The following is a 21660-nucleotide window of genomic DNA, read 5'->3' on the forward strand; positions in this document are numbered from 1 at the left end:
ATGCCAGCCCATCTATCGGAACGATGGTTCCAGATGGTCTGTCAGCAGAAAATGTCCGTTATCCCGGATGCCTTTCAACCCTCCTTTCACATCCACCAGGTTGTGATACCCGCGCGTACGCATAATGGAAATGAATATAACAGAGCGATAACCACCTGCACAATAAACATAATACAGTTTCTTTTTATCCAGGTCTACCCGTTCATGAATGTACTCCAGCGGAATATTAATGGCACCAGCAATATGCTCTATGTTGAATTCATTCTTCCTGCGAACGTCCAGCATATTCACCGGCAGCCAGGTCTGACGTACGGCCAGCTCTTCGGGCGTCACCACCACTATACCATCTGTGGGGCCGCCGCTTGCTTTCCAGGCATTGTACCCTCCTTCCAGGTAACCGATCGTATTATCAAAGCCGATCCGCGACAGGCGGGTCACTACTTCCAGCTCCCTGCCTGCATCTGCAATAAATAAAATAGGTTTATCTCCAATTGGTATCAGTGTACCTGCCCAGGGGGCGAAATTGCCATCCAGTCCGATATTGAAGGAACCGGGTACAAACCCCTGTACAAATTGCTCTGGTCCGCGGGTATCCAGTATCATAGCACCCGTTTCTTCGGATAGCGCTTCAAAGTCGGCCGGTGACAACGGACGTACGCCACGGGCGATCACTTCTTCCACATTTTTATACCCCTGCTTATTCATCTTCACATTCATCGGGAAATAAGCAGGCGGCGGTGTTAATCCTTCTGTCACCGCCTGTATGAACTCCGCCCTCGTCATATCCTCCCGTAAAGCGTAGTTGGTACTTAACTGTCCCGCAAGCGTGTCAGTACGCTCCTGACTAATCACCTTTCCACAGGCACTTCCTGCCCCATGTGCCGGATAGATAGTAATATGCGGAGGTAACGTCATGATCTTCGTGCGGAGGGAATCATACAGTATCCCTGCCAGTTCATCCCTGGTCTTTCCGGAGGCTTGTTGCGCGAGATCCGGCCGCCCCACATCTCCGATGAAAAGCGTATCTCCTGAAAACAGGGCCGTTTCCCGCCCGGTTTCATCCAGAAGCAGGTAGCAGGTACTTTCCATAGTATGACCGGGAGTATGTAGTACCCTGATCTTTACATCGCCGAGTGTGAGTATTTCCCCATCAGTTGCTATATGTGCCGGGAAGGCTGGTTGTGCCCCCGGACCGAATACGATGGTGGCGCCTGTAGCAGCTGCCAGGTCGAGGTGACCGGATACAAAATCGGCATGGAAATGCGTTTCCAGCACATATTGTATCACGGCGTTATCGGCTGCGGCCCTGCTGACATAAGCGGCTATATCGCGTAATGGGTCGATGATAGCAGCAACGCCATTGCTCTCAATATAATAGGCCCCATGCGCAAGGCAACCTGTGTAAAGCTGTTCTATTTTCATGATTGACAGTACTTGTACGACAAAGATGCGCCTTAGCGGCAAGGAGGAGGATGACGGCCATCAGATATCATCCTGATTTTGATACAGTAAATAGCCTATAGCTGTTCCGCGCCGACGAGCAGCTCACGGATCATGTTCTTTCCGATTGGTTTAACGAGGTAACCGGACAGGGAAGGAAACTCTCTTGCCCGTTGCAGATCGCTTTCATGCGTAGAACTGGTAAGGATATATACCCGGATATGTTTGCCAGCGGGTATGGTCAGCCGGACAAATTCGGCCAGAAACTGCCAGCCGTCCATATACGGCATATTCACATCCAGTAGGATAAGGTCCGGTAATTCGTCCGGATGGTCAAGGTGAGACTTAATAAACTGAAGGGCCTGTTCCCCATCTGTAAACTTCTGGACACGCTCTACCAGGTCCAGGCGCTCAAAGTGCTGTCGCATTACAAACTGAAATAATTCATCGTCATCAACAATGCAAACATTCTTAACTTTATTCATCTTGCTGTAAGGTGTATTCGCGGTTATTAAAATAAACGTAGAAGCTGCTCCCTTTTTCTATTTCACTTTTGACTTCAATATTGCCTGCAAACGTCCTAACCTGATTTCTGATCTTATATGGGCTTGTGCCATTGCTTTCGTAACCGCGGTGAAACTTCTTCTTATATCGGAATAGCTGTTCCTGATGTTTTTTCAGGTCAATCCCTATGCCATTATCCTCTACCACCCATACGATACGGCCCTCCTCCTTCCAGGTACACACCGTTAGTTCCGTTGACATACCTGTCCGGGTGCACATCATTGCATCATCGATCAAATTAAATAAAATATTTTCTAAATATACTTTTACATAATTAATAATGGGTAGGGCGAGAGTTGATGTCACATGTGCATTTTCTTCAACAATCTGCGGACTATGCACCGACCACACCTGCCTGGACATTAGTTCGGACCCGCAATCTGAAAATGAACTTTGCTTATATACCTGTGACTTCATCTTTTCCTTCTTATCATGCGGGGCACTCAGGATAGACACGGTCGCCGCCTGCCTATGCAGCAGCCATTCTTCAATAGCATCTGCTACTGCCTGCCACCGGTCATTTGCATGACCGGTCTTCATTAATTCATAGTTATTTTGACACACCGGGCTGATAATATCGGATTAATTAAAGGTTATTCCTGGGGTTTGGATATGCTTGTCTTTCTAACTCACTAATAGACAGCAATATAAAGAAAAGAACCAGTTTGCCGCAAAAAAAACCATATTCATCTCAATATTTCCGGGTTATATTAATTTTTTTGGTTCTTTTGAGGTGATTAATGCTAATAAACCGGATGACTACAGTTGTTAACGATACCAGGCAAGCCTGGTATTCCAGGAAATGGGCGCAGGTATTCCTGCATGCTGTCGCCTGGATCACACTTTTTTCGCTGCCCTATCTTTTACGCCCTTCACCCGATCAGCATCGCGGCCCTGACCCGGACGAGCATTTCTGGCATTTCCATTTCATCATCAATGCCATTATCCTCACCCTGTTCTTCTATCTGAACGCTGCTGTGCTGATCCCCAAACTGATCTACCGGAAAAGATACCTGCAGTTCACCGGCGTGCTGCTCCTGCTGTTCGCTTCGCAGGTATACTTCAAATATATCTTCGTGCAGGCATTCATCTCACACAAACAATTCGATCTGAAGCCCACCATCCTGTTCACCTTCTTCACCCAGCTGTTTATTCTGGCCTGTAGTACGGCCTGGCGGATGATCAGGGATAAAATGAATGCGGACAAGCTGGCCAGTGCGAAGGAAAATGAGAATCTGAAAACAGAACTTTCCCTATTGCGCTCGCAGGTGAGTCCTCACTTTATGTTCAACGTACTGAATAACATGGTGGCACTGGCCAGAAAGCAATCTGACCAGCTGGAGCCCTCTCTTATCAAACTGTCGTCGCTCATGCGTTACATGCTGTATGAAGCTGATGAAGACACGGTCGCGCTGGAAAAGGAAACCGATTACCTGCAGAGTTATATTGATCTCCAGCAACAGCGTTTTGGGGCTAAAGTGCAGGTCAACGTATCTATGCAGCTGCCGGAACAGGGTTATGAGATAGAACCCATGCTGCTGATCCCTTTTGTGGAGAACGCTTTTAAGCATGGAACAGGACTCATCCAGGATGCGCGTATAGATATTGAATTGCGGGCCAGCCACGGATTACTACAGTTTTCCGTCAGGAACAAATACAATCCGGAGTTCACCGAGATCAAAGATAAAACCTCCGGCATTGGACTCACAAATGTGAAACGCAGACTGAATCTGTTGTACAAAGATGAATACCAGCTGCTGATCAATAAGAAGGACGGATGGTTTGTGGTATCTTTGCAATTACATTTACATTAAATGAATTACGCATTAACTTTGCATGTTGCTCAAGCATGGGAAATGCTTCCGATGCTTCAGGAAAATAGCTATCTGGCCCATTTGCAGACAAAGCAGGCATATCGGTGTTTCCGGCTAACCAATTCCTAATTCGTAATTCCTAATTCCTAATTTTCTATGCATTTACGCTGTATAGCTGTTGACGATGAACCGCTTGCCCTTGACCTCCTGGAAGATAATATCCGCCAGGTACCTTTCCTTGAACTGGTGGCCAAATGTGCGGATGCGTTCGAAGCTATTAAAGTGCTGCAGGAAACTACTGTTGACCTGATCTTCCTCGATATCCAGATGCCTGGGCTGACGGGGCTGCAGTTCATACAAAGCCTGTCGCACAAACCTATGATCGTCCTCATTACGGCTTATGAAAAATACGCACTGGAAGGATTTGAACTGGATGTCACCGACTATCTCGTGAAACCGGTCAGTCTGCCGAGATTTATCAAAGCCTGTAATAAAGCCAGAGAACTATACCAGCTGAAAAACCAGCAGATACCAGCGGCTCCTGGCACCACACCGGAATTCTTTTTCGTCAATTCAGACTATAGTCTGCTGAAGATCAATATCGCCGATATCATCTGGATAGAAGCATTAAAAGACTATATCAGGATACACCTGACCGGCGCTGCCAAACCTGTCGTGACGCGTATGCCACTAAAGCAGGTAGAAGAACAGTTGCCCCCGGCCCGGTTTATCCGTATACATAAATCCTATATTATTGCTGTCGCTCATATTACCGCTATTCGCAAGAACAGTGTTTTTATCGGCACAATGGAGCTTCCTGTAGGAGATAACTACAGGGAAACTGTAGCCGCCCTTACCGGCACCAGATAAGCCCTTCGGAGCTTATCATGTGGCTATACCCAACGCTGTATTTCCCGTTTTTTGTCGCGTTATTTCCTGTCATTGTCTCATTTGCTATGTATAATGGAAGTACGCTATTAGTTTTGTGTTTATAAGAATGTTACTTATGCAAAGATTTTTCTGGCTGTTCGCCATGTTGACCTTTTCTTGTTACGTATCTGCGCAGCAGCGGCCGGGAGGCCCCGGCGGCGCACCTGGCGGATTCGCGGGAGGTAAACCACCCAGCATCGGCCGCCTCTATGGTAAGATCCTCGATAATGAGGGTAAACCGATGCCTTATACTTCTGTGATTGTATTCCAGAACAGAGTAGATTCTGCTACCAATACCCGTAAAGATATCCTTATTAAAGGCGTTATTACGCAGAACAATGGTGAGTTCAACCTGGAAGAGCTGCCCATTATGGGGCCGCTGATCCTGAAAATATCAGCTACCGGTTTCAAACCTTATGCGCAGACCGTCTCCTTTATGTCTAAAAAGCCGGCCCCTGGTACGATGCCGTCTTTTGATAAAGACCTGGGGAATATCAAACTGACACAGGACATTAGTCAGCTGCAGGGCGTGACCGTCACCGCATCCAAACCGCTGATGAAAGTGGATATGGATAAAAAGGTGTTCAACGTAGAGCAGAATATTTCCAGCGCCGGTGGTACTGCACAGGATGTCATGAAGAACGTGCCTTCTGTAAATGTGGACATTGATGGCAATATGACCATGCGTAATGCAGCGCCACAGCTCCTCATTGATGGCCGTCCTACTACCCTCACCCTCGACCAGATCCCTGCGGACGCGATCGAAAGTGTGGAAGTAATGACCGCTCCGAGCGCCAAATACGACGCTTCAGGCGGTGGCGCCGGTATCGTGAACATTGTACTGAAAAAGAACCGTAAAACTGGTTATAATGGTAATCTCCGTGCGGGTGTCGACAAACGCGGCGGCATCAATGGCGGCGGTGACTTCAACTTACGTCAGGGCAAATTTAACGTGACTGCCAGCGGTATGATCAACCAGATGCGCGACCGTACTACCGGTAAGACCGACAGGCTGGACATCGCAGATGATCCGAATATCCATACCCTGCAGCAGAACACATCTAAAACCAATGGTGGTTTTATGTTCGGCCGCCTGGGTCTTGATTATTTCATGACCAACCGTACCACCTTGTCCATCTCTGGTATTAAAGTACACGGTACCTTCAAGCCTTCCAGCATACTCGACATCGACTCTGACACCATGTATAACGGTGGTGCGATGACAGCATTTTCCCGCAGAAATACAGCGGGTAAACGTGAGTTCAATGGTAACGGTCTGGTACTCGGCATGAAACACCTCTTCCCTCACGAAGGTGAAGAACTCACAATTGATGCGAACTACTTCGGTGGTAAGAATACCAACCGTTCCGATTACACAACCGACTACTACAATATCAAAGGTGGTGCTGTCACCAGCAATGAACGTGAAAAGATCAATGGTGACGGTAAGATGCGTAACATCACGATACAGTCCGACTACGTAAAACCGTTAGGCGCTAAAAGCAAACTCGAAGCCGGTTTACGTGCGAACCTCCGTCATATCGAGAACAACAACTATAACTACCTGTTCAACGAAGCGAGCGACTCATATGACCTCACTTCCGGTAACACCAGCAACTATAAGAACGACGAAAGCATCTATGCCGCCTATGCGACCTTCAGCAGCAGTATCCATAGCTTCAGTTATAAACTGGGTCTGCGTGGTGAGAGCTCCAGGTACGATGGTGAACTGATCCGCACTGGTGAAAAGTTCAGCAACAGCTACCCTGTCAGCCTGTTCCCTACCATCTTCCTGAGCCAGAAACTGAAACATGACCAGGAAATACAACTGAGTGGCACCCGCCGTATCAACCGTCCGAACTTCTTCCAGCTGATACCATTTGCCGACTCTACTGACAAACTGAATATCACCAAGGGTAATCCGGGTCTGATACCTGAGTTCACACAGTCCCTCGAACTGTCTTACCTGAAGACATTCAAAGGCAACCATACCTTCCTGGGATCTGTATACTACAAACACACAGATAATACCATCACCAGTTTCATAGACCGTCAGACTGACGCTACTACTGGTAACACGGCGCTGATCAATACCTATATCAACGCAAGCAGCAGCTATACGACCGGTGCTGAGATCACAGTACAGAACTATTTCACCAAATGGTGGGATATGTCCACCAACATCAATCTGTACAATTCCCGGATCAATGCAGCGGCTAATGCTGCCGCGCAACAGGATGCACTTTGGAGCGTATTCGGAAAGATCAACAGTAACTTCAAACTGCCTAAAGCGTTTGACCTGCAGCTGACAGGTACCTATCAGTCCAAAACTAATCTCCCGATCAATACTAATACCGGCTTTGGTGGCGGTCCTCCAGGTATGGAAGCGCAGAGCGCTTCTCAGGGTTATATCCGTTCTTTCTATGGTATAGATATCGCACTGAAAAAGAGCTTCCTGAAAACCAAAGCGCTTTCGGCTACACTGGCTGTTAGTGATATATTCCGCTCCCGTAAGACCAGTCAGTACTCTTACAGCGACTACTTCATCCAGAACTACGAACGCCTGAGAAACCCTCAGATGATCAAACTGAACATCGCATACCGCTTCGGTAAGGTAGATGCTTCATTGTTCAAACGGAAGAGTTCAGGTGCCGGGAACCAGGGTATGATGGACGGAATGCAATAGAAGACTCCCTGACGTACTTATAGACAAAAAGCGAATAGCCTTGAGGCTATTCGCTTTTTGTCTATAAGTACGTCAGGGATTAAGCGTTCATAAATTCAAGATCGAAATAATACTCTCTGCAGTCAACAGGATTGACATAGATCGATATCTGTTTATGCCTTTCCAGCAGGAAATTGACCGTCATGCGGTCCTTGTAGATGTAAGGACTCAGCAACTCCATCCGCGTATGCTGATCGGGGCGGTAAGCGCATGACAGATAACAGATCTCCCGGGCCCTCATCTCATCACTACGATGTCCTATAAGGCCATCCAGCATATGCACTTCCAGTCCGTCGCTGTCAGCTCTTTCCTCGTAATAGTTAGAAGTAATAATGGTACAGTCCTGTACATTCACCATGATCCTGCTCCCTGTAGATTTAAGGAAGGCATGAGGTTCCGGCGGGCTTGTGGGGAACAGCAGTCCTATGATTCTCTTCAGCATAATACAATTGCTTTTACAAGTAAGATCAAGGCTGGCATTGGTTAGACCTCTGGCTGGTATGGACAGATCCCGGCTGATTTGCAAACAGCCCGTCCGCTGTTCGCAGGACGGAACTGTGCTGTTCTACTCAAATATCGTTAAATATCTTCAGAATCGTATACAATCACCTTTTTCCACACGGAAGAACACTCCTCTATAAATTTCAGGTGTGCAGGATCGGTTTGATAAATATCCTGCTCCGCCTTGTTCCTGAAGAACAGTAGCCACGATACCTGATAAGAACGCTCTATCACGTCGCGGTTAGTCGTGGATGGTACGCCAATATGATGCTGCTGGATGGTTTTTGCGCCTTTCGCCAGCTTCTGCAATCCAGCAATGAGTTTTGCTTTGTCCTCCTGGCTCTCCGGGTTGTTCAGCCAGAAATAAACGTGGTGTACAAATACCTTCTGTACGGGCGCGGCTGCTGCCATCGCAACGCCTCCTGTCATACCTGCCATACCGGTCACCGCAGCCGTCTTACCGGCAGCAGATAAAAATTGTCGTCTGGTTTGTTTCGACATAGGGTCAGTTTTAGTACAGAAAAATAGTAAAAATATCAGAATACTGGTGCCAAATCTGACTGGTTCGCTTTTTGCAATCTACGAACGGAGGAATTTCCCCAAAGTAAGACACCGTTAATGATCCCAATGCCCTGTTTGCCCCTTACCCAATGTTAGTTCTATATCTGATACAGCGTTAAAAAATTACATATGGACACATTCGACATGAAACCGGAGATACTCTTCGTGAGTACGTATTCACCGCGTAAATGTGGTATTGCCACTTTTGCGGAAGACCTGACAAATGAACTCACACATCTGTTAAAACATGAGTTTGAGATCAGTATATGTGCATTAGATAAACGGGCCAACACAGAAAATTATGCTGCTCCGGTTACGATGGTCATGGATGGCTGCAGACTGAACTCCTGTATTGCCGGTGCAGAGGCGATCAACAGGAATCCTGCTATTAAGATGGTGGTGATTGAACATGAATTCGGACTGTTTGGTGGAAACATGGGTGAATACGTCCTCGCCTTCCTTTCCCTGCTCACAAAACCCTTCATCATACGCTTTCACACAGTGCTACCCGACCCTGAAGTAGAAAGGCTGAAGCTGGTCAGAAGCATCTGTATGCTGGCGGATAAGGTAATGATCATGACGAAACATTCGCATCATCTGCTGACAGAAGAATACAATATTCCGGCAGACAAACTGGTGATCATCCCGCATGGTACCCACTTCACACCTGCCGCTAACCGCGTTGAACTCAGGAACAGGCTGCACCTGGAAAATAAAAAGATCCTCACCACCTTCGGTCTGCTCAGCCCAAACAAAGGCATTGAGACAGGTATCAGGGCAATGGTGAAAATAGCTGCGGAATTTCCAGATGCCATGTACCTCATACTGGGTACAACCCACCCCAATCTACTGGAAGCAGAAGGGGATACTTACCGCGAAAGCCTGGAGCAACTGATCCGGGAAAATAATCTTACCAATAATGTAAAATTGGTAAATGATTTTATTCCTACCCAGCAACTGTTGAATTATCTGTCTCTGACAGACATCTACCTGTTCACTTCGCGTGACAGGAACCAGGCCATGAGCGGTACATTTATGTATGCGATGAGTGCCGGTTGTCCCATTATTTCCAATTCATTTGTACTGGCGGAAGAAATGCTGGATGCAGAAACCGGGATCATCATTGAATCCGGTGATGAAGATGCACTGGCGGCAAATGCCATTTACCTGTTCCGCAATGAACACGTGCGCCAGGAAATGGGTAAGAAAGCGTTTATGAAAACCAGGAGTACCATGTGGAGCACGGTGGCACGTAAACATGCCATGCTGTTCTATGAACTGATCAAAAAACAACATCCTACATACGATAATAATATGGCAGCACTGTAACCACCGCCATGTATTGTTTCACCAAAAAGAATTACATGCGATCGCATTTACAGACAGCAGTCCCCTTCCCGGAAACGGTAAACATGCCACCGGAAACGGCATTGCCACCGTTCCATCCGGAACACCTGCTGAATATGACAGACACAACAGGCATTATTCAGCATGCGCTGCGTATTACCCCTAACAGGAAAGAAGGTTATTGTACAGATGACAACTCACGCGCTCTCCTGCTGACAGCCATGGCATGGCAGCATGGACGCTATCCGGAAGCGCTGAAACTGATGTCCGTCTACCTGAGTTTCATTCATTATATGCAGATGGATGACGGCTATTTTCACAACTTCATGCGCTACGACAAGCAGATCATATTTGACGGCAGTTCGGAAGATGCCTATGGCCGCACCATGATGGCCCTTGGTTACCTGGTGGAACATGGCCCTTCCCCACAGCTCATCAGAACTGCGGAAGACATCTTCCTGAAGGCCGCCCCTCATCTGGACGGACTAATCTCCCTGCGGGGTATTGCCAATAGCCTCATCGGCGTATGTTCCTTTGCAAGATCACACGCGTCAGGCACACAGCTGATCAATAGTATCGTGCATATGGCCGACAAACTCGTACATGAGTATAACAGGTACACTGATGATAGCTGGTGTTGGTTCGAAGAGGTGCTGACATACGATAACGCCATCATTCCACTAGCCTTACTGCATGCCTTTGAGATCACACGACAGGACGCCTACCTGCACATTGCGGAGGAAGCGATCAGTTTCCTGGAGTCGAAGGTCTTTCATGATGATATCCTGTATCCTGTGGGTAACAATGGCTGGTGCAGCAAAGGTGGTACCACGGCCCTGTTTGACCAGCAGCCACTGGACGCTATGGCCATGGTACTGTTCTATCAGCAGGCGCTGCATGTCACAGATGATCAGCAGTACCTGTATAAAATGAAACAATCGTGGCAATGGTTTATGGGGGCCAATGCATTAGGTCTCCCATTGTACGATGAGCAGACGGGTGGTTGTGCTGACGGCCTGCAAGCTGACCGTGTCAATGAAAACCAGGGTGCCGAAAGTACGCTCTCCTTCTGGATCTCCTATTTCGCCGTCGCCAAATATTACACTGATAAATGAAAATAGCTGTTCTGGCGCCTATCATCTGGCGCACTCCCCCACGGCAATATGGGCCGTGGGAACAGGTAGCTTCCGTCATGACGGAAGGCCTTGTCAGCAAAGGACTGGATGTTACCCTATTCGCTTCAGGCGATTCCATTACCAATGCAAAACTCTCTTCCGTCCGAGAGCATCCCCTGGGTGATATACCCGGCGATTTTAAAGTATGGGAATGCCTGCATATTTCCGCACTGATGGAAAGGGCCAGAGAATTCGATCTAATACATAATCATTTTGATTTTTTGCCGCTGACATGGTCCCGGGTGATCCACACCCCGATGGTGACCACCATCCACGGATTCTCCTCTCCCGATATTATACCCGTTTATAAAAAGTACGATGACTCCACACACTATGTGTCGATCAGTAACAGCGACCGCCATCCATCACTGACCTACATCGATACCGTCTACAATGGACTGAATACAGCGTTGTTCTCTTTTACGGCTACGCCGGATGATTATCTGCTGAGTTTTGGAAGGATCCATCCAGAGAAGGGAACGCATCTTTGCATTGAGATTGCAAAAGCAGCGGGTAAGCGACTGGTCATCTGCGGACTGATACAGGACGAAGCCTATTTCCGGGAGAAAATAGCACCTGAGATTGATGATACCACTGTTATTTATAAAGGGAATGTAGGTCCGGAAGACAGGAACAACATACTGGGTCGTGCTACAGCACTGTTACATCCTATCCTGTTTAATGAACCGTTCGGATTAAGCGTCGCAGAGGCTATGCTATGTGGTACGCCCGTCATCGCCTTTGAGCGGGGTTCGATGAAAGAGCTCATTACGGACGCTGAAACGGGTTTTCTTGTACAAACTACCGAAGAAGCCGTGATCGCCGTTAAAAAGGCAGAGAGTATTCGCAGAAACGACTGCCGCGAACACGCTCTGTCCCGTTTCAGTCAGGAGACAATGGTCTCCCGTTACATCGATGTCTATGAAAGGATATTGGGAAAGCGCTGACTATTTCAGCAGCGCTTTCAGTAACTTATCTAATGGTACACTGGCAAAGGAAGAAGCATAGTCTGATACCGCATACGGAATGAATACCTGTCCTTCATGTATCATTGCCCCGCAGGAATACACCACATTCGGCACATAGCCATCACGCTCATCTTCTTTCGGCATCAGCAATGGATATTGCAGGCGGCCCAGTTCCCTGGTAGGATCGTTGAGATCAAACAGTGCCGCTCCCAGGCAATACTTACGCATAGGTCCCACGCCATGTGAGATGATCAGCCAGCCTTTCTCCGTCCACAACGGCGACCCCGCATTACCGATCTGTACAAATTCCCACGGATACTTCGGACGTTGCAGCAACTGCGGCTCCTCCCAGTCGTACAGGTCATCGGAGAACATAATGTAATTATTCACGCCATCGATCCTGGACAACATCGCATATTTCCCGTTGATCTTCTTCGGGAAGAGCGCCAGGTTCTTATTGACCGCCCCCTTTCCATACAGGGGATGCACTTCAAAATGAATAAAATCGCAGGTCTTGATCAGCTTTGGCAGTATAAAAGTGCCATCGTAGGCAGTGTAGGTAGCATAATAAGTGCAGGAACCCTCTTCATCAATAAACTTCACAAAACGGGCATCTTCAATGCCGTTCTTCTCTGTATATGTAACCGGAAAGATGACCCTTTCTCCCAGCGTGGTATGATGTGAAAAATGAAGTTCATAACAGGCATCTACCAGTTCAAGTACGTGTTGTTTCATCGCCTGCTGATCAGTGGGATCTTTGATACCCCGCAGGGAGTTACGCAGGATCACGTCTATTTCTGAGTAGGTAAAATCATCTGTCAGCTGATGCAGAATGCCTACATGCAGGTCTTCCGGCAGCCGTAACTGTGTAAGCTGACGGGCAAAGTGTTCTTTATCGTTGCGTTTTTCCCCCGCTAATTTCCCCTCCTGCAGGAATTTAGCCGGTTCATCCAGGGTAATATTGCAATCTTTATCAATAATTCCCTGGCGGAATACGATAGAAGAGATATGACTTTCTCCTGTGGCGCGGAAGCTGACGATCACCCGCTTCTCTCCTGGCTGCAAACCCGACTGGTCAGGCGCCTCCACCACAGAAGGATTAAACAGTGCGGCGGCTTCGAGGGAGTATTCCATCGTGAAATAAGCGCCCAGCAGATGCTGGCGCTCTTTTGTTACCTTCATACCAGACGGTACAAGATGACTGATCCGGGAATAATGATTATCAAATACGTCATGGATGTTTTTATACCTGCAGGAAAACTCTTTAAGCACACCGTCCAGGACTTCACATACCATCGTTTCCTCCATATCCACCACTTTGTTAATGATCTGTAGCGACCGTTCATTTCCGGAGTTGAAAAAGCGGGGAATTACTCTCGTAAAATCAGGGTTGATCCTGATATTTTTTCTCGTCATGCTTAACATACGTAACAATCTACAGGGTTAATAAAAGATATGTACTAATAAAGATAACTCTTTTAATCGTAAGCGCTTACAGCGTATTCACGTGTCACCGTCACCGTTCGTATTTACAACCAAAATGACCTATCAGCCAACAATATCTGCGCCAGTGCGTCTGAAAAACAATAGTTTTTATACCCACCCGCACTAAAAGCGACTATCCGCGGTTAATCCAATGTTATTGATCACCCGCGGCAGGCACATCTGCATAAAATTTTCCTACCTTAGCCCGTCAGGGGACATTTATGAAAGTTACCAGGTTCTTACTACGCCACTTCCTTACAGGAGACGAGATTTTTCATCTGTCACGCATTAAAATATGCTCACGGGATGACATCTCTCTTCATAATCACGACTATGCCGAAATCTTCTGGATAGAACATGGCAATGGTACGCATCTTATCAATGAGGGAAAAATGCCCCTCAACACCGGCGATCTGGTGATGATGCGACCTGAGGATCAACATACCTTTTGCTCCGGTCGTCAGGGCTTTACTATGATGAACCTGGCCTTCCCCATGAAAACCGTGCAGTATTTCCGTAAAAGATACTTCAACGGCTCAGAAGATTTTTTCTGGAAGAAAGGCCCACTGCCCTATCAGGCCACCCTGGACACAGCTGTGATAAGAAGCATTACGCATCTGGCGGAAAAGATGTGGAAGCATCAGGACTCCGCCATCTACCTGGACAGCTTCCTGCTGTCTTTGTTCAAACTGTTACTGCCTACTGAAAATCAACCGGATAACCAGGATATTCCTGCCTGGCTCAATAATGCGATCCAGCAGTTCCCTGCCCAGCCAGATCTGTTCCGTCTCGGTGCAAGAGGCTTTGCATCTATCTGTGGACGGCACATAGACTATGTGAACAGGACCGTACGCAAGTCATATAATAAAACGCTTTCCACTTTGATAACGGAACTGCGTATGCAGTTTGCTGCCAGACAGTTAGCCATCACCAACTCTCCTATTAAGAGTATCTGTCACGACTGCGGATTTAACAACCTCGGACATTTCTATAAACAATTCCAGCGTATCTATCAGCAAACACCTTCTCAGTACCGCGAACAGCATCAGCGGATGTCCTAGATCGTTATACCGTAAAAAATATATTTGTTAGCGCAATAGTATGAGCGGTTTATTACTTTCGCAGATTATAATTTAGCACCCGATGAAAAAATGCATTATGGCTGCCACAGCCATGATCAGTTATCTGCCTATGAAAGCCCAGTATGCGGAGCTATCGAATAGCGTAAAGCAGGATTTTGCCAGATCCTGGGAGGCCTATAAACGATACGCATGGGGGCATGATGTGTTATTGCCACAGACGAAGACCTATACCGACTGGTATGAGCAACCGATACGCATTGCGCAGATCGACGCCTACAGCACCATGAAAGTAATGGGTTTGCAGAAACAAGCCAGAGACATTGAGAAGTTCGTAAGCGATAGCTGCAGTTTTAATATAGACGTTAACGTAAAGACATTTGACGTGAGTAACCGCGTACTGGGGGGATTATTATCCATGTACGCCTACACACATCAGCCAAAGATACTGGAACGTGCAAAAGAGGTGGGTGACCGGTTATTACCAGCTTTCAGATCGCCAACAGGTATACCCTACTACTGGATAAACCTGAAGACCGGCAAGGTCAAAGGAGAAAAAGTAAACACTGCGGAAGCAGCTGCCTATACGCTTGAAATGGGCATCCTGAGTTACTATACAAGGGACCCGAAATACTATCAGGCAGCGAAGAAAGCCACTGCAGCTGTATTCGGAAGACGCTCCGCCATCAACCTCACCGGTAATGTCATTAACTGCGAGACCGGCGAATGGCTAGAAACCATCAGTTGTATCGGAGCCGGCGGTAGTGCCTATTATGAATCGATGCTAAAAACATGGCTGCTGTTCAAAGATCCGGAGCTGAAAGATATGTGGGAGAAAACGATCACTGCCATCAATCAGTATGATGCCGAAGAAAGTGATTCCGCGATCTGGTACCGCAGAACAGATATGTACACAGGCGAAGTGAAGAACACCACCATTACCGCCTATGATGCTTACCTGCCATCACTGCTGTGTATCGATAATGATGCAGATCAGGCCGCGAAAGTACAGCGGACATGGAACAGGCTATGGCGACAATACGGACTGCTGCCGATGATATATGACTATCGCAGACAGCACGTGACGGCGGCAGCATATGAACTGAACGGAGAGATCATGGAGTCAGCATGGTATCTGTACGATTACACAAAAGATACGGCGTATCAGCAGATGGGCAGGGAGTATTATAATAGCCTGTCCGCGTATTGTAAAACAGGGCCTGCCTTCACCGGTGTGATGGATGTGAGAAGTAAACAGCAGCAGAATAAAATGCCGGTTTATTTCTTCGCTACTACCATGAAATATCTGTATCTGTTATTTACACCCGACAGCGGACTGAATACACTGGAATATGTATTTACTGCGGAAGGAAATCCATTTAAGATAGCAGATTTTAAAGAAGCCGAATGCGCGAAACGCTTAGGCATTGACGAGTAAGTTAACCAGCACTATAAACAGGAAGAGGCTATCTCATTATTGAGATAGCCTCAATTATTTTAACGGGCCAGTATTACCGTTCCTTTGCGCAGCACATCCCCACATACGGTCTTAGCCCTGATCATATACACATAGGTACCTGCCGGCTGTGCCATGCCTTTAAAAGTCCCATCCCAGCAGTCGCCGGGGTACCGCGTACTGAAGACCATATTTCCATGCCTGTTGAATACATTGAACTCAAATGTATTTGTCTCACCCCAGAACTTCAGTCCGAAACAATCGTTACGGCCATCGCCATTCGGTGAAAATGCAGAAGGTACCGGATAACGGGTAAACGACAATGCAACGTCTACATTCACCGTGATCGCTTTTACTTCTGTACAGCCATTTTCATCCATGACCGTCACTTCATAGGTGGCAGTCTTTAAGGGAGACACCACGGGATTGGCCACCAGGCTGTTGGATATAGCAACAGCAGGCGTCCAGCTATAGTAGCGGCCGCCAGTTGCTTCCAGTATAACTTCCGGATGCGCACAGTCGATATCGCCCGATTTCACAACACCGGCTACCGGTAACGGATGCACCTTCACAGGCACCATGAACGTATCGGATACCGCACAGGTATGATGTTCCATGTATACTTTAAAAAGCGAATCACAGGTAGGCGCAATTGTGATCATCGGGCCATTCGCTAACAGCGAATCCCTGTCAGTGTACCACCTGTATACATCGCCTCCTTTACAGACAACATCGATGGTCTGTCCGAGACATGCTACAGGCGTATCAGGAATGACCCTCATTTCCGGTGCCGGATTCACAACTACATTGATCACGGCCTTACTCGTACAACCATAGATGGTTGTGGCGGTAGCAGTGTAAGAGGTGGTGACAACAGGTGTAGCAACAGGATCGCTGATAATGCCATTGCTCAGTGAACTGTCGGGCGACCAGCTATAGGTCGCGGGAATATCAGAGATAGCATATAGTTGTACTGATTTACCGGCGCAAATAGCAGTATCACTTCTTTTATTAAAGACAGGAGATGGATTTACATGAATGGTCAGACTGGCAGCACCCGGACACCCCTCAGCGTCCACACCATTTACAGTATAAGTAGTGGTGACCATTGGCGTAGCGAGCGGATTTGGAATAGTATCGGCAGAGAGCCCTGTTGAAGGCGTCCACTGATACTTCACGCCACCACTGGCGTTGAGCTGCGCAGGCTTACCAGCGCAGAGCACCATGTTGGACAGTGTATTGATATTCGCAGCGCAGGGCGCCTGAATAGTGACAAGATAGTCTTCTACTTCCCCATCAGGTGCAAAGCCGGCAGGTGTGCTGACAGACCGCTGGTCGGTTGCTATCCGGAAGCGAAAACCATATTGTGGCATTCTTCCTTTGATAAAACCATCTGGCAATCCTGTCCAGCTTAGTGTAGCATTGGTGGCATTCGCAGGCACCACGGCTGTGACCATTTCCGTCCTCTCAAATACACCGTTCCTGTTGTAGTCGAACCATCCGCTGATGTATGCATTTCTGCCTGTTGAATTATGCAGTGGTAACGTCAACGTATATTCGCCGTTTCCGGTGTAGTCGGGAAAAGCACTGAGCGCCTCTTCATCCGGGCCATGCAGATTATCCTCTGTCATACCGGCCGGATCTGCATCACCCGGTACACTGCCCAGGTATAATGCGGACTGCAGGTTGGTGAGCGGAAAAGGAACTGCATAATTACAGGGTTGCTGCGTGGCATATACGAGTTGATGAGCAGCATACCCGTAACTGGCAGGCAGGTCACCTTCATCTGTCTGCGATATGATACCCAATGCGACAGCACTGCTACCATGGCCGGTACGAAGCAGACCGACATCCAGTCTGAAGGATGTAACAGCCGGAATATCAGCAGCAATAACGGGCAGTTGCCCGATACCTGGTGTGCCGCCATAGGTATCGGAAATGGTGGCAGTTGCCGTACCACAGCCCACCAGCGGATTATTCACCTGTGTAGAGGTCCTGAAGAACTCTATTGTACGCCAGGTGCCGGCAGATGTGGTCAGTACCAGCGATTCCAGAGTGCTGCTCGCTTCCGCATCAGCTGCCACCAGTGTACAAGGTGCTGGTCTGCCATGACGTGTAGCACTGACAGTTATCGTAAAGCTACTGTTAAAGAAGTTGTTAGGTGTCCATAAGGCAGGTTGAATGGTTGTATCTGTGAAATCGTATAAGCTTTTCAGTAACGCACCATTCCAGGTATTCATCTTTTTTGGGGAAACAGGCGTCCCGGCTACATCCGAGAGGGTGAAGGTCACAGAAAGGCCATCTGCGGTGATAAATGTTCTGGTCGCGCCGTTCTCTATCTTCATACCTGACCAGTCCATCCACCACACAGCATCTCTCAGATGACCGGTACCGGCGTCAGCGAATTGTGCAAATGACTGGGTATGAAGCAATAACAGCAACGATGGTAGCAATAAAAATCTTGGCATTCGGTTTATATATTATAGGGACGTTTTTCAAAAGATAGATATAGGTCTCCGGCTAACTGTTTCATTCTCACCACGTAAGCCCAAACGTGCTACTACAAAGGCTTTCAGGCAGGCTTACGTGTAAAATAGTAAATAAAATCATAATTCAAAAGAGAGTTTCCCGTCCAGGGACATATCCTAAAAACCGTACATCTGCAGAGGTTGTGCAGGAGCTATCGGTACTATAGTTTTTGTTGAACGGTAAGCGTTTCCCCGTTTTATGGTACTTTTTCCTACTTTTGGCACCTGCTATCTGCGAACACTATGTATACACCCGATCTTCACCGTGCCAACATATCACTGACAGGTCTTTCTGTAGGCGATGCTTTCGGAGAAACCTTCTTCGGCAAAGAGGACGTTATCATGGAAAGACTGCATCATAAAACGCTGCAGGAAGGCACCTGGCCATTTACTGATGATACTGTGATGAGCATTGGTATTTACAGAACACTAGTCAGCTATGGTAAAATAGACCAGGATGCGCTGGCAAAGATATTTGCAGATAATTACCTGCTGGACGCTTACCGGGGTTATGGTGGTACGGCACATGCTATCCTGAAAGCCTTTGCTGCTGGTCAACACTGGAAAACAGTGAGTCAGCAGCTGTTTGATGGTATGGGCTCTATGGGGAATGGTGCTGCGATGCGTTCCGGGTTGATAGGTGCGGCCTTTCATGAAGATGCAGCCGTTGTAACAGCACAGGCGATCCTCGCGGCAGAAGTGACCCATTTCAATCCGGAGGCGGTTGCCGGTGCAGTGGCAGTGGCGCTGGCTGCGTGCATATGCGCCCGGCATCCGGCCGGTACATTAACCCCTGCTGCCTTCTTTGATTTTATAAGCCATCATACCCCCGAAAGCGATCTGAAATATAAGATCCGGAAAGCCGCAACATTGCCGGCACATTATGACATCAGGACAGTGACAGCTATCCTGGGAAATGGCATTAAACTCATGGCGCAGGATACAGTTCCTTTTGCCCTCTGGTGCTGTGCGCACCACCTGTATGATTATGAAAAAGCACTGTGGACAGCGGTATCCGGCCTTGGCGACAGGGATACGATCGCTGCCATCGTGGGTAGTATCGTCGTGCTATCTGCCGGTATAGAAAGCATACCCCGTCAGTGGGTATTGCAGAGAGAGTACCTGGAAGACTCGGCCTTTTTCAGTTAACCTGTTCAGGCGCCGGACTGCACTATACGTAGCTCCCGGTCGTGCAGCTGCGCAATGATATAGGCACCCAGATTGAACCAGGCGACACAATCATCCAGTACCCAGGCATCTGCGCTACATACAACAGCGTGGCTGTCAATAAGGTATTTATCGGGAGAGGTCTCCAGTCGCGCGTCCCAGTGAAAGCCGCGCTGTTCAGCGATCTCATAGCACATACCTTTCATCTTTCCACTATTGGACACCGGCGCATCGAAGATCCAGGTGACATTTGTGACACCTAGTTGCTGCAGGGCCTCCCCTACCAGTCGCAACACCTCTTCCGTCTGACTGACCTTCCGGTAAGCACCGTGTACGGAAGATATATCGCGGAAACAACCATCCAGTCCCCTGAAAATATACCCACCCGACAACGCCGTTTCCAGCAGTATCAGGATATTGAACGCATCCAGTAATACTTCCTTTCCTTTCAGGTCAGCCGCTGATAATTCTTTGTTCCGTCTGTTCCTGAGCTGAACATCCGAACATGCCATGCCCTGGAGCGCCTGCTGCTGGCGTTTCACGAGCTGATATCTGTTACCCACCAATGCCAGGGCGGCCTTAAAAGGATAGTCCCTGCTGAGCAGAAAACAGAGGTCCTCCAATGCCTGCTGCATATGTTGCAGTGCTGCCGGCTGACCAAATAAATGACTATCTTCATGATGTTTCTCTCTATCTCTGGCTGTAGGTGATTGTTGGTTATCCATAGTGTCCCGCGATGGTATTTCAGCGCCTCCGGCAACAAAGTAACGGATTACCGTTAATCTTTTAAAAAATGATCAGTCTTCATTAAGTATACTTTCGGTTTAGTATTCATCAGGTAAGCTTTCTCCTCCGTTTCTCCTCCGTTTTAAAACGGAGGAGAAACGGAGGAGAAAGCTTACCTGATGAATATAAACAGATCGGAAAAGACGCGGTTGTTCAGCGTACAATTCAGTATTTCCCGCAAGTTTTTTCCCGGGTTTTCTGCTTAAATTTGAGGTATAAACAACTACTTCAACAATCCATAAAACCTTACTGATTTCAGGTTTTATTCAATATAAATTTTGATTTTCTTTCTGATTATTAATTGAATATGCGGTTTACGACGATACTGAGATACATTGTTATAACGGCACTGCTACTGGTAAATGCACCATCCTTCTGTCAGGTGCAACCCGGCACCTACAAAGTGATGATCGATACGTCAGCGCTGACGGCCTATGACACATTGATGGGGACTGATTTCTCATCACTGGTCATCCATCGTAAACACACATTCACGTATAAATTCAATAGAAGTGCAAGCTGTTTGCTGTGGTACCAGGCGGATGGTAAGTGGGAAACCAGAAAGGATACACTGATACTGACTGACGATGTAAGTAACTACATTCCATCCATCAGGAGCAGTGATACCAATAATGGGAAAGAGACGAGTATCCATGTGGTAGATGAAGACAGACAGTCAATGCCACACATGAAAGTGGCGTACAGATATTATAACAGTGAGGATACGTTAGTCGCTTATACGGATGGCGACGGAAAGATCGTCTTTAAAGACCTATTCCCTGCAAGGGTCAGGCAAAAGCTTCCCGGCGGATTTATTGTAGTAGACGATATCGAATTTAAGATATATGGCTACCGTGAGGGGAAATACAGTCCTATAGGTAATTGCTTCATTAACCAGGGTACCCAGAAGGAATGTACGATCGTAAAAAACACAACTCCCGTGAATGCCATACGGCAAACCTATTATCAGATAAACGGAAAAGAACTCAGATTTCTGTTTGTAACCTATGACAAAGAGAATTTCTTTCCAACGCGCCACATGATGGGAAGTTTTTCTATGTGATGACCGGCTGTATATCCCGCATCAGAACGCATTCAACAATACACTGCTCACAAAAAACATCTTCCGTTGTG

General features: G+C 47.5%; 18 protein-coding genes. 10 read left to right on the plus strand and 8 right to left on the minus strand.

Annotated features, from left to right (window positions below; all coding sequences use genetic code 11):
- Positions 1–12: 12 nt before the first annotated feature.
- The 3 genes from GWR21_RS08540 to GWR21_RS08550 all read right to left on the minus strand — a co-directional run bounded on the left by GWR21_RS08540 (position 13) and on the right by GWR21_RS08550 (position 2544).
- Complete coding sequence (locus GWR21_RS08540) at positions 13–1422, minus strand: MBL fold metallo-hydrolase (protein WP_162331327.1); 1410 nt, start codon at positions 1420–1422, stop codon at positions 13–15.
- A gap of 95 nt (positions 1423–1517) precedes the next feature.
- Positions 1518–1925, minus strand: coding sequence for a response regulator (locus GWR21_RS08545; protein ID WP_162331328.1), 408 nt, complete (start codon positions 1923–1925; stop codon positions 1518–1520).
- Positions 1918–2544 (minus strand): ATP-binding protein, encoded by a 627-nt coding sequence (locus GWR21_RS08550; protein ID WP_162331329.1) that lies wholly within the window; start codon positions 2542–2544, stop codon positions 1918–1920. The genes GWR21_RS08545 and GWR21_RS08550 overlap by 8 nt, the downstream gene beginning before the upstream one ends.
- 215 nt (positions 2545–2759) lie before the next feature.
- Here GWR21_RS08550 and GWR21_RS08555 point away from each other — a divergent pair, with 215 nt between their 5' ends.
- The 3 genes from GWR21_RS08555 to GWR21_RS08565 all read left to right on the plus strand — a co-directional run bounded on the left by GWR21_RS08555 (position 2760) and on the right by GWR21_RS08565 (position 7434).
- Positions 2760–3818, plus strand: a complete 1059-nt coding sequence (locus GWR21_RS08555; protein ID WP_162331330.1) for a sensor histidine kinase — start codon at positions 2760–2762, stop codon at positions 3816–3818.
- A 156-nt stretch (positions 3819–3974) separates the two neighbouring features.
- Positions 3975–4688 (plus strand): LytR/AlgR family response regulator transcription factor, encoded by a 714-nt coding sequence (locus tag GWR21_RS08560; protein WP_162331331.1) that lies wholly within the window; start codon positions 3975–3977, stop codon positions 4686–4688.
- Positions 4689–4824: 136 nt separating this feature from the next.
- Complete coding sequence (locus GWR21_RS08565; RefSeq protein WP_162331332.1) at positions 4825–7434, plus strand: outer membrane beta-barrel family protein; 2610 nt, start codon at positions 4825–4827, stop codon at positions 7432–7434.
- A 79-nt stretch (positions 7435–7513) separates the two neighbouring features.
- Here the strand turns inward: GWR21_RS08565 and GWR21_RS08570 are convergent, their stop codons facing one another.
- Together GWR21_RS08570 and GWR21_RS08575 are read right to left on the minus strand one after the other, a co-directional pair.
- Complete coding sequence (locus GWR21_RS08570; RefSeq protein WP_162331333.1) at positions 7514–7915, minus strand: hypothetical protein; 402 nt, start codon at positions 7913–7915, stop codon at positions 7514–7516.
- Between the two features lie 137 nt (positions 7916–8052).
- On the minus strand, positions 8053–8475 hold the full coding sequence (locus tag GWR21_RS08575) for a Dabb family protein (RefSeq protein ID WP_162331334.1): 423 nt from the start codon (positions 8473–8475) through the stop codon (positions 8053–8055).
- A gap of 189 nt (positions 8476–8664) precedes the next feature.
- Between GWR21_RS08575 and GWR21_RS08580 the strand changes: the two genes are divergently transcribed.
- The 3 genes from GWR21_RS08580 to GWR21_RS08590 are packed head-to-tail and all read left to right on the plus strand — an operon-like array spanning position 8665 to position 12004.
- Positions 8665–9864 carry a glycosyltransferase gene (locus GWR21_RS08580; protein ID WP_162331335.1) on the plus strand — a complete coding sequence of 400 codons (1200 nt, stop codon included), beginning with the start codon at positions 8665–8667 and terminating at the stop codon, positions 9862–9864.
- Positions 9865–9899: 35 nt separating this feature from the next.
- Positions 9900–10997, plus strand: a complete 1098-nt coding sequence (locus GWR21_RS08585; protein ID WP_162331336.1) for a glycosyltransferase — start codon at positions 9900–9902, stop codon at positions 10995–10997.
- On the plus strand, positions 10994–12004 hold the full coding sequence (locus GWR21_RS08590) for a glycosyltransferase family 4 protein (RefSeq protein ID WP_162331337.1): 1011 nt from the start codon (positions 10994–10996) through the stop codon (positions 12002–12004). Before GWR21_RS08585 ends, GWR21_RS08590 begins: the two co-directional genes overlap by 4 nt.
- On the opposite strand, the gene GWR21_RS08595 is transcribed toward GWR21_RS08590, so the two are convergent.
- Positions 12005–13441, minus strand: coding sequence for a glycoside hydrolase family 130 protein (locus tag GWR21_RS08595; RefSeq protein WP_162331338.1), 1437 nt, complete (start codon positions 13439–13441; stop codon positions 12005–12007). It lies immediately after the preceding gene.
- A 290-nt stretch (positions 13442–13731) separates the two neighbouring features.
- Between GWR21_RS08595 and GWR21_RS08600 the strand changes: the two genes are divergently transcribed.
- Positions 13732–14571 (plus strand): AraC family transcriptional regulator, encoded by an 840-nt coding sequence (locus tag GWR21_RS08600; protein WP_162331339.1) that lies wholly within the window; start codon positions 13732–13734, stop codon positions 14569–14571.
- Between the two features lie 82 nt (positions 14572–14653).
- On the plus strand, positions 14654–16027 hold the full coding sequence (locus GWR21_RS08605; RefSeq protein ID WP_162331340.1) for a glycoside hydrolase family 47 protein: 1374 nt from the start codon (positions 14654–14656) through the stop codon (positions 16025–16027).
- 59 nt (positions 16028–16086) lie between these two features.
- On the opposite strand, the gene GWR21_RS08610 is transcribed toward GWR21_RS08605, so the two are convergent.
- Positions 16087–18513 (minus strand): CshA/CshB family fibrillar adhesin-related protein, encoded by a 2427-nt coding sequence (locus tag GWR21_RS08610; protein ID WP_162331341.1) that lies wholly within the window; start codon positions 18511–18513, stop codon positions 16087–16089.
- 303 nt (positions 18514–18816) lie between these two features.
- Here GWR21_RS08610 and GWR21_RS08615 point away from each other — a divergent pair, with 303 nt between their 5' ends.
- Positions 18817–19722 carry an ADP-ribosylglycohydrolase family protein gene (locus tag GWR21_RS08615; RefSeq protein WP_162331342.1) on the plus strand — a complete coding sequence of 302 codons (906 nt, stop codon included), beginning with the start codon at positions 18817–18819 and terminating at the stop codon, positions 19720–19722.
- A gap of 5 nt (positions 19723–19727) precedes the next feature.
- Here GWR21_RS08615 and GWR21_RS08620 read toward each other — a convergent pair whose 3' ends face one another.
- Positions 19728–20465: a DUF434 domain-containing protein gene (locus GWR21_RS08620; RefSeq protein WP_162331343.1), complete on the minus strand. Its 738-nt coding sequence runs from the start codon at positions 20463–20465 to the stop codon at positions 19728–19730.
- A gap of 368 nt (positions 20466–20833) precedes the next feature.
- Here GWR21_RS08620 and GWR21_RS08625 point away from each other — a divergent pair, with 368 nt between their 5' ends.
- Positions 20834–21589, plus strand: a complete 756-nt coding sequence (locus tag GWR21_RS08625; RefSeq protein WP_162331344.1) for a hypothetical protein — start codon at positions 20834–20836, stop codon at positions 21587–21589.
- Positions 21590–21660: the final 71 nt, after the last annotated feature.

It is taken from the genome of Chitinophaga agri (assembly GCF_010093065.1).
Classification (GTDB): Bacteria; Bacteroidota; Bacteroidia; order Chitinophagales; family Chitinophagaceae; genus Chitinophaga; species Chitinophaga agri.